We start from the raw sequence: 13,142 nt of genomic DNA, 5'->3' as shown, positions 1-13,142 counted from the left end.
TGTTCATAACACTTATCATGGATGACATTTTTATCGTCTGATTTGTATTCACCTCCTTGGGAGGCTTTTCTTTCAGACTTATGCACCGGTTCTAATTGATCTTTAGTGCTAGAGAACAAAGACGTGACGGCTGGAAAGCGCAGGCGGCACGCGTTTATCCTTTATAGAAGCAACATACTTTTCGCCAGCATTTGTTTTTCCTGATTTTGACTAAATCAAAGAATGTTTTGGCTAAATCTGATTTTTTACTTGTGTTTAGTTTTGTGTCATCAAACAAAAAGAAACATGAAAGCAATCAGAATTCACGAATTTGGACAACCGGAAGTAATGAAATTAGAAGAGGTTGAACGTCCCATTCCTGCGCCCAATGAAATTCTGGTAAAGGTGTATGCGAGTGCTGTCAACCCTATAGACCTGAAGATACGTGATGGCAGTGTTATTTCCCGTTTGCATGTCAGATTGCATTTGCCTATTGTACTTGGATGGGATGTCTCTGGTATTATAGAAGAAGTTGGCAGTGAGGTAACAGGTTTTAAACAGGGAGATGAAGTTTTTGGAATCCCCAATTTCCCAGGTGATGGTAGTTACGCAGAATATGTAGCAGCGGACGCACAAAAATTTGCATTAAAACCAAGGAGTATTACTTTTAATCAAGCAGCAGCAGTGCCGGTATCTGCAATTACAGCGTGGGATGGCATTATTAGAGGTGGGCAGGTACAACCAGGAGAGCGGGTGTTGATTCATGGTGCTGCCGGCAATGTGGGACATTTTGCTGTACAATTCGCCAAGTGGAAAGGTGCATACGTGATAGGAACTGCCAAGGCAGCCGATTTTGATTTTTTAAAGAAATTGGGCGCCGACGAAGTATTTGATTATCAAAGTCAAAAATTTGAGGAATTGCTTAAAGACATTGATGTAGTGTTTGACGCTGCCGTACTTGGAAGCGAAATGCAATTGAAGTCTATAAAGATCATGAACAAAAACGGCAGATTGTCAACCACTCAAGGCTACCCGTTGATTGAGGATGTTACAAAAGCACTCGCAGGAAAAAATGCAAGAGGCCACGTTATTTACGGAGAGAATAAAATTCAGGGGTGGTTAACGGAGATTAGCCGGCTTTTTGATGAAAATAAATTGAAGGTCGCTATAAATAAGATATACCCTCTGGTGCAGGTAAGTGATGCGCACCGGGAAGCCCAGATAAAGCGCAGACCAGGAAAATTGGTGTTGGAAGTAACGAAAGAAAAATAGATTTATGAAGCACTTTAAAACAATTAGCGAATATCATCAGTTTAGAGGACTTCCTAAACCTGAACATCCACTTATTAGTGTAATAAATTTGGCAGATATTAAGCATTTGACCAGTGATGAACCAATGAATTTGTCATTTGATGTTTTTTGTATTTCCATAAAAAGAATTTCGAACTTCAAAGTACGATACGGACAACAACAATATGACTTTGACGAAGGCGTGCTATTCTTTATGTCGCCCAACCAGGTTTATAGTATTTGTTCTGGCGCAGAGGAAGAATTAAAACAATCAGGATGGATGTTACTTATTCATCCTGACTTTCTATGGAATACATCATTAACTGTCATTATAAAGCAATATGATTTTTGGAATTATTTTGTAAATGAAGCATTATTCCTTTCAGGAAAAGAAGAAAAAACGATTGATAATATTATACAAAATATTCAACAGGAATACGGTGCTAATATTGACAAATTCAGCAAAAAAATCATCATTTCACAAGTTGAAACCTTACTTAATTATTCTGAACGGTTCTACAATCGCCAGTTCATCACGCGTGAGAAAACGAACCATGAAATATTGGAACGTCTGGACAATGTATTGATTGATTACTTTTCCAGTGATAAGTTAGCTGCCAGAGGAGTGCCTACTGTCAAATATATTTCTGAACAACTAAACTTATCACCAAATTACCTGAGCAGTTTATTAAAGGTATTAACGGGACTAAATACACAACAACACATTCACAACAAACTTATCGAAAATGCAAAGGTAAAGTTATCAACCACCAGTCTTTCTATTAGCCAAATAGCATTTGAATTAGGTTTCGAACATTTGCCGTCATTTAGCAAGTTGTTTAAATCGAAGACAAAGCTGTCACCGCTGGAATTCAGGCAGTCGTTTAATTCGCCCAACAGTCTAAAGCAATAAATCATTTTGTCATCCAAGACAATTAATAATTTCTATTTGACTAATTCTTTAATAAGCTTACAAATTCTCCTAATGCCTTTAACTCCTGTATCACCAGGTTCGAAATTTGTCCAGTTGTCCCGACTAAATTGGACGAGGCCGTATCAAAAGTATGATACGGCCTCTTTTTATTCGGGTACCTGATGGAGACAGGTGACCGTTTAAGCAATTCTCAGGGCCTTCGTTTACTTTTGATACAACCTCGTTTATTTTTATCACTTTCTGAAATGCTGTTCAGGCGTGGGATTGGCTAAAAGAGCGTATTTACTTTAGAGGTTAGAAATAACCTTTTTTCGTGATTATAGGTCACCCCTTCGGGAAACACGAACTTTTGTAGTTTCTCCTTTGCGGGTATCGAGCTGGACTCCCAACTGGTAGTGAGTTGTGTGGAAAGTGCTATGCCTTCATGGAAGTAGGTTTTTAGGTTAGAACTTTCTACGTCAAGATTTGATAAAACTTTCAAAACATCTTCTATTTCCTTCGCCAGTTTAGTTCGCAACCGGATATATACATCTTCAGGTAACTATTCGGTTCTTGACAGTTCCAAAATTAAGTTATGAGCCATTACAGGCTACTTTATGGCCGCTTTCTTTGTTGGTATAATGTAAGGGGTCACCGGCAAAATCGATCATCAATACTTCATCTTTAAGAAAAGAAGCGCTATCATTTCTGTTATACCTCCATAAAAAACTACAAAACAAAATATTCAATTAATGAAGTTATATGCATCGCCGTTACAACTTTAAACTAGTAAGCAAAAAAATAAGTGCGGGTAAGAATAAACGTTTACTTCTGGGTTTCTCCTCTTGTTTTCTTTTTATACAATGTAACCAATGGATAGTTTTGTGCCACTAAAATTTAAACATTTTTTTAAACAAACCTAAGATCACAAATGAAAAACAAGTTGATTGTTATTAGCGCTTTGCTTTTAGCCTTTTCAGTAAATTCTTTTGCCCAGGCTTCTGCCACAGCCACTTCAACCGCTACAATTGTTACGCCCATCGCCATAACAAAGACTGTTGATATGAACTTCGGTAACGTTGCTGTTAGTTCCAGCAGTGGTACAGCTGTATTAACGCCAGCAGGAGCACGTTCAGCCACAGGCGGTGTAACGCTACCTGCAACCACCGGAACAGTTGCCGCCGCTTCTTTCAACGTTACCGGTGAAGGAACATACACCTATGCTATTACCCTGCCATCGAGTGTAACAATTACCAGAAACTCCGGTACTGAAACGATGACGGTAAATACATTTACCAGTAGTCCTTCTTCAACAGGTGCTTTGACTGCAGGCGCACAGACGCTTACAGTGGGAGCTACTTTGAACGTAGGTGCCTCTCAGGTTGCCGGTACATACGTTTCGGGTACTGCCTTTAGTGTAACAGTTAACTATAACTAAGCAGCCTTTTATACAAAAAAGCTGCGCACAGCAGCTTTTTTGTATCTTTTAATTGTTCTGTTGATGTAGCGAAAATTCTAACCATTAATCATAATCCACTATCAATGCAAAAATTCAATTTTCTGCAGAAAACGCTATTTTCCACAAAAACTACTTATTATATCCTGCTCCTGGCTTGCTCTCTGTCTCTATCAATTTATCCATCTATAAAAGTAAGCGCCCAGGGTAATTTGATGGTCATGCCCAAAAGGGTTGTTTTTGACGGTTCTAAAAAGACGCATGAGTTAAACCTGGCCAATACCGGACAAGACAGCGCCAAGTATGTTATTTCACTCGTCCATTATAAAATGAAGGAGGATGGTTCATTTGTAGAAATGGGCGCAACTGATACCAGCGAAAACTTTGCTGATAAATATATACGCTTTTTTCCGAGAAGCGTTGTCTTGGGGCCTAATGAATCACAAACTGTGCGTATACAGTTGAAGCAAACCAGCAAGTTACTTCCGGGGGAATATCGATCTCATCTATATTTCAGGGCAATAGCTGATGAAAAACCATTGGGCGTGGAAGAAACAAACCGCCACGATTCGTCAGCTGTGTCTGTTCGCCTGATTCCTGTTTTTGGCATCTCCTTACCAGTAATCATTCGTGTAGGCCAATGTTCTGCTCAAGTGAATATTTCAAGTTGTTCACTGGAAATGTATGACGATAATACGCCCCTTTTAAGCATGACATTTAACAGGGAAGGAAATATGTCAGTATATGGGGATATCACTGTTGAGCATATTTCACTAAATGATAAAGTAACTAAAGTAGGTTCTATTCAGGGACTTGCTGTATATACGCACAATCGGGCACGACGCATAAAGATTGCGCTTGATAAGAATGCACGTGTTGATTACAGTAAGGGCAAACTCTATATTGTATACAAAACCCAGTCAGATATAGAACCAGTTACCCTTGCTCAAACACAGCTATTGATCAACTATAATCCTCTTGAGAAATAAAATGTGTAAGAAGCTTGCTTCATCATCCTGAAACACAATCCCCTTATTTATGAACTTCGGGAAGCAAAGCCTCCAAATTCTGTAAAATGAGCGCGAAATTGAAATTACTGAAACGAAAGCGCCTCCTGTTGATGATCGGAAGTTGTATGTATCTTCTGTTGACAGGATTTTCGGCCACTGCGCAAATATCTGTCAATACTTTGCAGAACCTGAGTTTTGGTGCATTCTCCCATGGAAATTCAGGGGGAACTGTTGTTATTGCCGCCAATGGCGCCCGATCTGTTACCGGAGACGTAATACCTGTTAACCTTGGCTTTCAGTATTATCCGGCCATATTTGAAGTGGAAGCGCCTTCAGGCACCATCATAAATATAGTAAATGGGCCCGATGTGCAGCTAACGGGTAGTAATGGAGGATCTATGACATTGCATATCGGGGCATCTGATCCCGCTTCACCATTCACTTCTACGACAACGCCTCCTGCGAAAAATTCAATAAAGGTAGGGGCAACGCTTACGGTAGGAGGGCCAGCAGCCAATCCGCCCGGAGTTTATAGTGGCTCTTTCTCGGTGACCTTTATTCAGGAATAATAAAAAAGAAAATTCAAAAAGTACAATCGTCAGATGAGGGCACAAAACAGGATAAAGCAATTCAGTATTTTAACGGCACATAAAAGCTGTAAGCGTTTTATGGTTGCCGCAATGCTGTTGTTTGCTTTGTTTACGCCAGTTTTGGCCAGGGCTGGGGAAGAACCGGCGTATGACGAAATAATTGTTTTTTTAAACGTGCCCCAGGTTGGCGGATTGGAAGTTCCGGCTGTGATCCATGACCAGGAGCTTTACCTGTCAGTTACCGATGTTTTCAATTTCTTAAAGATCAAAAACTCCATGTCGGCTGGAATGGATTCTGTTACCGGCTTTTTTGTTAGCCCGCAGGCAGCCTTTGTAATTGACAAGGTACAAAACCGTATCAGCTATAAAGAACATGTTATCGAACTTGATCCGGGTGATCTGATCCGTACAGAAACCAGTCTTTATCTGAAATCGGAATATTTCGGAAAAGTGTTTGAGTTAGCATGTACATTCAATTTCAGAAGTCTCTCTGCCACCATTGATACCAAACTGGATATTCCTGTAATCAGGGAAATGCGGCAGGAAATGATACGTCGGAATATCAGCCAACTCAAGCGTGAAGTAAAAGCAGATACAACGATCCGTCGTGAATCACCGTTCTTCCGGTTTGGAATGGCCGATTGGTCAGTTGTTGCTACAAAACACTTGAAAGGGTTAACAGACACCAGACTGAACCTTACCACGGGATCAATTATAGCAGGCGGAGAGGCCACCGTATCGCTAACCTACCAAAACAATTTTCCCTTCGGTATCGGCAGGCAATATTATTTGTGGCGTTTTGTTAATAATGAACATCGCTTTATACGGCAAATAAGGATCGGCAAAATAACCACACCGGCTACAGCTTCTATTTTAGCACCTGTTGTTGGTGTACAGGTTACCAATACCCCTACTTCATTCAGGCGATCCTTCGGCACCTATACGGTAAGCGATTTCACAGAGCCTGGCTGGATGGTAGAGTTATATGTAAATAACGTAATGGTGAATTATGTAAAAGCCGACGCTTCGGGGTTCTTCACATTCGAAGTGCCGCTCGTATATGGCAGCTCATTGATTAAGCTGCGATTTTATGGGCCATGGGGAGAAGAACGGTCGAGCGAACGGAACATTATTATACCTTTTAACCTTCTTCCAGGTAAAGAACTGGAATATACCATCAGTGCAGGCATGCTTGAAGACAGCACCCACGGCAGGTTTGCCAAAACAAGTTTTAATTATGGACTGAACAGGCGAATGACAGTTGGCTGGGGTATGGAATATCTTTCTTCTGTAACATCGGGCAAGTGCATGCCTTATTTGAATACTTCGCTCAGGTTGACATCTAACCTGCTGTTTTCAGGAGAATATACGCATGGCGTAAGATCGAAGGGGGTATTGAGCTACAGGCTACCCTCCAGCTTTCAATTTGAATTGAATTATTCAAAATACGCAAAAGGGCAACAGGCGATTAATAATCGTTTTTTTGAAGAGCGAAAAATAACCTTGTCAACGCCGTTGCGAACACCGCATTTCGTATTGTTTTCCAGGCTTACGCTGAATCAAATCATTGCCCCCCAAACATCTTATTCTGCCAAAACAAGATACAGGGATATTGCTAAAATGAAATATACATCGGCGGATGTAATGTTCACCGGAACTTTTTACCGGCTGAGCTCCAGCCTTACTACTTATGGATTGTTTACCGACCAACCACATCCTTTCGTATACAGCAACTTTTTACTGGCTTATATGCTTCCCGCAAAATTTGTGTTCAAACCACAGGCCCAGTTTCAACATAACCAAAGCCGGTTTATGACAATGAAGTTTGAGTTGGAAAAACAATTATTGGGTAATGGCTTCCTGAATATTTCGTATGAAAAGAATTTTCAAACACAGATCAGTAATATGACAATTGGGCTGCGTTATGATTTTCCTTTTGCAAGAACTGCCTTTTCGGCAAGCCGGACCAATAAAACAACTACCTTAATTCAATCTACCTCAGGCAGTTTAATACATGATGGAAAAACAAAGTACAGCAACTTTGGTAACCGCTCCGGCGTAGGCAGGGGAGGTATAGTTATTCTACCCTTTCTTGATTTAAATTGTAACGGTCAAAGAGAAAGTAACGAACCAAAAATTCCCAAACTCAAATTCCGTATTAACGGCGGCCGCATCGTGACTGATTCCCGCGATAGCACTATCCGGGTGCTGGATCTGGAACCTTACAGCAAGTACTTTATTGAACTTGACGGAAACAGTCTGGACAACATTGCCTGGCAAATAAAAAAGAAGATCTTAAGCGTTGATATTAGTCCAAATCAATTGAAATTGATAGAAATCCCTATAGCGGTGGTAGGTGAAGCTATGGGTATGGTATACCTGAACAGCGAAAAAGGCCTGGAAGGACAAGGCCGCATTATTGTATCTTTTTATAACAGTGACTCAATGCTTGTTGGAAAAACACTTACTGAATCAGATGGCTTTTTCAGTTATCTGGGACTTTCCCCCGGTTCCTATAAAGTTCGAATTGATGCGGATCAGTTACAAAAATTACAATTAGCTTCCTTTCCTGCAGAATTACCAATTACTATAGTAAGCAGCAAAGAAGGTACAATAGCAGACGAACTCGAATTCAAACTTGAATCTCTGCAAAAGAATACTTCTCAAAAAAGTGTTGGTAATACAATTGACAGATAAGTAGTTCCTTTTACACTTAACTGTAGATTATACTATATGTTCTTTCGAGTTAATCAGTCTTATAATTGGAATCACTTTTCGCCTGTAGTATTTTAGAAGTAACAAGCGACCAATATCTTATGTAAAATGCAGGTATTGATGATACCCTTTGAAAATCACCGTTATAAGATGTAAAGCCAAAACAAAGACTCTAAGGCTAAGTTTCCGCTATTAACACCCGTTTTCTTTAGCAAACGCGGGTGTTTAATTTTATAATCTACAATGGGAATCAATAAAATTTTAATAGTGTGGTTAATAAATTTTTTTTCTTTGGAAGTTCACGGCTAGTAATTTATTTATTTGCTGACCATGAATTATGTACCTTTAATTACTTTCAGCCCAAAAAAACTCCGAACCCGAAAACATGAGCACCCCCCCTGTATTTTCAGGGGGTTGTTTTATTGCATAGAGAAATGATACAATTTTAGTGACCCCACTTTAATGTTACGTCAATCCAAAATTGATACAAGTGGGCGGATGTTGCCGGAGAGCTTCACTACTTCTTAAGTTGTTATTGTTATTCCAATTACATCGCATCTTTACCATACCTCAAAAACTGTAAATCTTGAACTGCAAATGCCGCCTTGAAGTTTTATTATTTCTTATCCCCCACACAAACCAGTTATGCAGCCATCAACTTTTGTTCGCCTGATAGATGAGCGAAAAAATATGTCGTAGTAAATCTCGTAGTCCTGGAATGCTTGAAGGTTTTGTAAATGAATAGGAAGCACCCAACAGTGTAGCTTCCAGCAGGTCATGTGACGCAATAGAAGTTGTAATCACTACAATAGGCACTGATGAGTAACGGGGAAGTTTCCTGATGGCAGTTAAACAATTGCTACCGCTTACTTTTGGCATATTCCAGTCAAGCACAAGCAAACCAGGTATAGGGATATGCCCATGCTCAAGGCGTTTTATTGCCGACTCGCTTTCCATTTCAAAAAACACTTCAATAATTAGCCCCAAATCTCGGATTGCTGTGCCGAAAATAAAGCAGTCATCTGGATCATCATCAATCTAGAGCACACGTTTTGGGATAGTCCATGGTTTTAATTTCAGTTAATAGAAGTTGGAGATAAATCACCAGCAACATCAAAAATGGCCAAAGGAAATTCAACTTTTTTATTAAATACAAATGCGATGTTCAACCATGTCAATAGTTCATAGGGTAAAACATGATTTAAATCAGTATATATTGTACTTATCCTAAATTTTACTAAATTAAAATTCATGATAAGGTTTAATAAACAGTAAAGTGTATTTAAACTTTTCAATAGCCTTTTTATGAAAGCAATTGCTCATGCACGCGACCCATTTGGCTATGATGTGAAAGTTGAAAATTTTTGTGAACTTGATGGTGTTCAAAAAGATATTTCATACTTCAAAAATAATATCGTTAAGGTTATAGAACAGCCGGGAATGATGATTGAAGTTTTTGATACATCACTTAAACGTTACTATTTTGGAGCTGTTACCTGGAATCAAACAATTTTGGTAGGGGTAAGGAATAAAAATGGAACCTGGTCTGTAACGAAGTGTTTTGAAAACCCTTCAGCCAGTTTAGTGACTCCCATATTTCTACGGGGTAACCAACTTATATAAAAATGGATTTGTTCACGTTCTTTTTAGAGGGACCGATATTTCAATACGACATCCTTTGCCGGGAGAACTAACTATACCGAATGATCCGCTGAATGCTTCTACCCTATTCTTTATATTGGCAAGACCGATGCCCCTTTTTGCATTTTTTAGGTCGACCCCTTTCCCATCATCCTGTATTACCAGGGATAAGGAATTGGCTTTTCTTTTTATCAAAACCCATACTTTCCCGGCTTCGGCATATTTCATGATGTTATTGGTTTGTTCCTGGATGATGCGGTAGATCATCAGCTTTTGTTCGCCTGATAGTTGCTGTTCCAGTACCGGTTCGCATTTAAACTGTACTGTAATGGATCGGGCCAGTTTCATATTGGCAACAATTTCTTCCACCGGTTTTATCAACCCCATTTCCCCGATTATGGAAGTATTTAGGGATTTGGAAATTTTGCGAATTTCCCCAATGGCTAATTGTAAATAATGGCCGCATTTATCAAAGCAATCCCCGCTATTTTCACAATCTTTGTTACGGGCATAAGTGAGCATCATACTCGCGCTTGCCAGTATTTGATTCACATTGTCATGCAATTCCTTTCCCAACTCGTTGCATACATGGTCTTGGGTAGCCATAATGGCCTGGGAAATATCTTTTTGTTTTTGTATTTTTTGCTGTAATAGTTTTGCTTCTAATTTTTTCTTTTCTGTTATGTCATGAACCACTCCGATAGCCCGCACAGGTTTTCCGTCGCTGTAAATAATATATCCTTTGTCTGAAAAATATTTATACCTGCCATCTGCGCAACGGAACCGGTATTCAACATCACAATAAGGATGGCCTTGTTTAATAAAAGCATCCAGCTTATTTTTCATCCCTCTTCGATCTGTTGGGTGAACTTTTCCAACCCACCAATCAAGAGATTCTTCGATATCACCGGGCGCATAGCCAGTTAATATCATTAAAGCTTCACTTCGATATATTTGACCAGTTTCCATATTCCAGTCCCAAATGCAATCCGAAACAGCTTTCGCCACATACGAGAAGCGCTCATTGCTTTTTCTAAGCTCTTCCCGCATATGTATTTCCTCAGTTAAGTCAATGGCCTGACCTACTACCAGACGTTTTGCAGTATTAAGTGGCAGAAGAAATTTATGCAGCATGTAAAAACCAGGCGTACCATCTTTGCGAATAGATGGAACCACAAAGGCAATGGGCTGCCCCGTTTCAAGCACCATCCTGTCGCTGGCAAGGACTCCATCTGCGATTTGTTTGGGAAACAATTCATGGGCACGCTTAAACCGGTAAGTTTCATCCAGATGCCAGATATGCAGAGCAATCTTATTCATGAACAATACATAGCCATCTTCATCTGCTATCCAAGCCGGTGCGAGGCTATTATCGAGAAAAGAATAAAATATAGATTCGTCCACTTTCTCTTTAGGCCGCCCCGCATCATTTTGGCCCTGTGGTTCATGAATCATCGCTACAATGACAGAAAGCTGCTCTGTGCCAGGTAACTTATAAGCATAGCAGGATAACTTTAAAATTTCTCCGTCAGGACGGATAAGCAGAATGTCTTCATCAACCATTCCTTTCTCTGCCACTTGCTGCAATCTGCGACTGATACCGCAAGTATCGCAGCAAAACTCATGCATCAGATCTATCAGGTTCTTTCCTGCAAGCGAGCCTGCTTTTTGGTCAAGTAATTGTTCTGATCTGGCATTCCATTGCAGAACCAGAAAATCGGCGTCTGTGATCAGCACAGCTTGGGTCACACTGTTTAAAATGGGTTGCAGCCAGGGCATTACTGCAGGCGCATTATTCAGGATTAGATTCCTCATAGGGATGGATTTGGGGGTTAGAATATTTAATGTAACCTAAATAGTTTCCTTCAAAATTTATATAAGTTTATCCTATAAACAAAAAAATATTCGATGAATGAACTTTTTATCGCATTTTTGGCAGTTAGCTTCATATCCGGCATATCAAAATATGACCAGGATCAAATAATTTAAGACTCTTCAGACTTCAGACGACTTCCGACTTCAGTGACACTCTTAAACTCCAATACAGGACAATATTTTTTTATGGCGTTGTGAATATCTTCAACCCGGAATGGTTTGGAAATATAATCATTCATACCCGATGCCAGACACCGTTCCCTATCTTCCTTCATCGCGTCTGCAGTCAAAGCTACAATAGGCACCTTATTGTGATGCGTTTGCAACTGACGGATCAACTCGGTGGCCATAAACCCATCCATGATGGGCATATTTACATCCATAAATATCAGGGAAGGATAATGCTTCTGTATTTGGTCAACCGCTTCCTTTCCATTACCGGCAGTAACTACTTCTATTCCCATTTTCCGCAAAACTTCCGTGATCAATAAAAGGTTCACAGGTTCATCTTCCACTACCAATACCTTTGTAACTCTGGCAAATGCTTCGATGGCAGGAATTGCTTCTTTGCACTCATTGGTAATAGCTTTGTTAAAAAGGGCTGATAAAATATTGTTCAGTTCGTGCAGTTTAACCGGCTTGTAAAGGAATTTATTGATGCCGATCCTTTCCGCTTCATGCTGAAACAAGGTTTTTTCAAGGGATGACAGCATCAATATGAAAGGTTCGGTACGGCCATTCAGCAATTTCTTTAATTCCTTTACCAGCGTAATACCATCCATAACCGGCATCTGGTGGTCGGTAATGATGAGGTCAAACATCTCCTTATTTTGTATTGATCTGGCGATCAACATCAGGGCTTCCGGTCCACTGGTGCATATTTTACAAGGAATATGCAGGTAATCGAAGATCCCCCGCATGAGTATACAGTTGGTTTCATTATCATCGATCACCAGCACCTCGCGCAACAATGGTTTTGAATCGAACGTTACCGGTGGTGCCGGATTAACTACCTGCAGGGAGAGATTGAATGAAAATGCGCTGCCTTTGTCAGGTTCACTTTCCACGGTCAATTGCCCACCCATTAATTCAACCAGGCTTTTTGAAATGGTAAGTCCCAGGCCTGTACCTCCATATTTACGGGTAGTGGAACTATCAGCTTGTGTAAAGCTTTCAAAAATGGCGTTAAGCTTGCTTTGAGGAATACCGATGCCCGTATCTTTTACCAAAATATCGATATCAACAAATGTTGCATCATTTTTTTCATACTTCCTTCCCGACTGTATTTTCACTAACACTTCCCCACGCGCGGTAAATTTAACCGCATTGCCCATGAGATTGGTCAGTACCTGTTTTATGCGGATGGGGTCACCGATCAGTTGAGAAGGCAAGGCCGGGTCTATTGAGCATACCAGTTCAATGCCTTTTTCTTCGGCTTTAATGGAGATGAGGTCTGATGTATCCTCTACCAGTTCGGCGAGGTTAAAAGGCACTTCATCGATCAATAACTTGCCGGCTTCGATTTTAGAGAAATCAAGGATGTCATTGATAATATTCAGCAGGCTGTAAGCCGATTTACTTACGTTCTTCAGGTAATCGCGTTGTGCTTTTTGCAGTTCGGTGGTTAGTACGAGGTCGGTAAAACCAATGATACCGTTCATGGGTGTGCGTAA

At 40.2% G+C, this 13,142-nt stretch carries 11 protein-coding genes; 7 read left to right on the top strand and 4 right to left on the bottom strand.

Annotated features, from left to right (window positions below; genetic code table 11):
• Positions 1-285 precede the first annotated feature (285 nt).
• Together A4R26_RS32485 and A4R26_RS32480 are read left to right on the top strand one after the other, a co-directional pair.
• Positions 286-1,251: an NADP-dependent oxidoreductase gene (locus A4R26_RS32485; RefSeq protein ID WP_081171070.1), complete on the top strand. Its 966-nt coding sequence runs from the start codon at positions 286-288 to the stop codon at positions 1,249-1,251.
• 4 nt (positions 1,252-1,255) lie between these two features.
• On the top strand, positions 1,256-2,182 hold the full coding sequence (locus A4R26_RS32480) for a helix-turn-helix domain-containing protein (protein WP_081171069.1): 927 nt from the start codon (positions 1,256-1,258) through the stop codon (positions 2,180-2,182).
• 593 nt (positions 2,183-2,775) lie between these two features.
• Here the strand turns inward: A4R26_RS32480 and A4R26_RS35290 are convergent.
• A complete protein-coding gene (locus A4R26_RS35290) occupies positions 2,776-2,931 on the bottom strand; it encodes a hypothetical protein (RefSeq protein ID WP_165760494.1) in 156 nt (51 codons plus the stop codon).
• A 182-nt stretch (positions 2,932-3,113) separates the two neighbouring features.
• Between A4R26_RS35290 and A4R26_RS32475 the strand changes: the two genes are divergently transcribed.
• The 4 genes from A4R26_RS32475 (at position 3,114) to A4R26_RS32460 (ending at position 7,935) form a co-directional block, all read left to right on the top strand.
• On the top strand, positions 3,114-3,620 hold the full coding sequence (locus A4R26_RS32475; protein ID WP_081171067.1) for a DUF4402 domain-containing protein: 507 nt from the start codon (positions 3,114-3,116) through the stop codon (positions 3,618-3,620).
• Positions 3,621-3,724: 104 nt separating this feature from the next.
• Positions 3,725-4,627 (top strand): fimbrial biogenesis chaperone, encoded by a 903-nt coding sequence (locus A4R26_RS32470; protein ID WP_081171065.1) that lies wholly within the window; start codon positions 3,725-3,727, stop codon positions 4,625-4,627.
• 86 nt (positions 4,628-4,713) lie between these two features.
• Positions 4,714-5,217, top strand: a complete 504-nt coding sequence (locus A4R26_RS32465) for a DUF4402 domain-containing protein (RefSeq protein WP_081171063.1) — start codon at positions 4,714-4,716, stop codon at positions 5,215-5,217.
• Positions 5,218-5,316: 99 nt separating this feature from the next.
• Positions 5,317-7,935 (top strand): hypothetical protein, encoded by a 2,619-nt coding sequence (locus A4R26_RS32460; RefSeq protein ID WP_133054851.1) that lies wholly within the window; start codon positions 5,317-5,319, stop codon positions 7,933-7,935.
• A gap of 672 nt (positions 7,936-8,607) precedes the next feature.
• Here A4R26_RS32460 and A4R26_RS36175 read toward each other — a convergent pair.
• Positions 8,608-8,991, bottom strand: a complete 384-nt coding sequence (locus tag A4R26_RS36175) for a response regulator (protein ID WP_081171059.1) — start codon at positions 8,989-8,991, stop codon at positions 8,608-8,610.
• A gap of 267 nt (positions 8,992-9,258) precedes the next feature.
• Here A4R26_RS36175 and A4R26_RS32450 point away from each other — a divergent pair, with 267 nt between their 5' ends.
• Positions 9,259-9,576 carry a hypothetical protein gene (locus A4R26_RS32450; protein WP_081171057.1) on the top strand — a complete coding sequence of 106 codons (318 nt, stop codon included), beginning with the start codon at positions 9,259-9,261 and terminating at the stop codon, positions 9,574-9,576.
• Positions 9,577-9,588: 12 nt separating this feature from the next.
• Here A4R26_RS32450 and A4R26_RS32445 read toward each other — a convergent pair whose 3' ends face one another.
• Both A4R26_RS32445 and A4R26_RS32440 read right to left on the bottom strand, forming a co-directional pair.
• Positions 9,589-11,409 (bottom strand): PAS domain-containing sensor histidine kinase, encoded by a 1,821-nt coding sequence (locus tag A4R26_RS32445; RefSeq protein WP_081171055.1) that lies wholly within the window; start codon positions 11,407-11,409, stop codon positions 9,589-9,591.
• A 170-nt stretch (positions 11,410-11,579) separates the two neighbouring features.
• On the bottom strand, positions 11,580-13,142 hold a 1,563-nt coding region (locus tag A4R26_RS32440), incomplete at its 5' end, for a response regulator (RefSeq protein ID WP_133054850.1).

The organism is Niastella populi (assembly GCF_002078015.1).
GTDB classification, from domain to species: domain Bacteria; phylum Bacteroidota; class Bacteroidia; order Chitinophagales; family Chitinophagaceae; genus Niastella; species Niastella populi.
Note: the sequence above shows the minus strand (reverse complement) of the source record. Positions and strands in the feature narration are given on the sequence as shown.

Bases quoted from the DNA above. Each gene is read 5' to 3' on its own strand.
- A4R26_RS32485 (WP_081171070.1), top strand. From the start codon at position 286: ATGAAAGCAATCAGAATTCACGAATTTGGACAACCGGAAGTAATGAAA.
- A4R26_RS32480 (WP_081171069.1), top strand. From the start codon at position 1,256: ATGAAGCACTTTAAAACAATTAGCGAATATCATCAGTTTAGAGGACTT.
- A4R26_RS32475 (WP_081171067.1), top strand. From the start codon at position 3,114: ATGAAAAACAAGTTGATTGTTATTAGCGCTTTGCTTTTAGCCTTTTCA.
- A4R26_RS32470 (WP_081171065.1), top strand. From the start codon at position 3,725: ATGCAAAAATTCAATTTTCTGCAGAAAACGCTATTTTCCACAAAAACT.
- A4R26_RS32465 (WP_081171063.1), top strand. From the start codon at position 4,714: ATGAGCGCGAAATTGAAATTACTGAAACGAAAGCGCCTCCTGTTGATG.
- A4R26_RS32460 (WP_133054851.1), top strand. From the start codon at position 5,317: ATGGTTGCCGCAATGCTGTTGTTTGCTTTGTTTACGCCAGTTTTGGCC.
- A4R26_RS32450 (WP_081171057.1), top strand. From the start codon at position 9,259: ATGAAAGCAATTGCTCATGCACGCGACCCATTTGGCTATGATGTGAAA.
- A4R26_RS32445 (WP_081171055.1), bottom strand. From the start codon at position 11,409: ATGAGGAATCTAATCCTGAATAATGCGCCTGCAGTAATGCCCTGGCTG.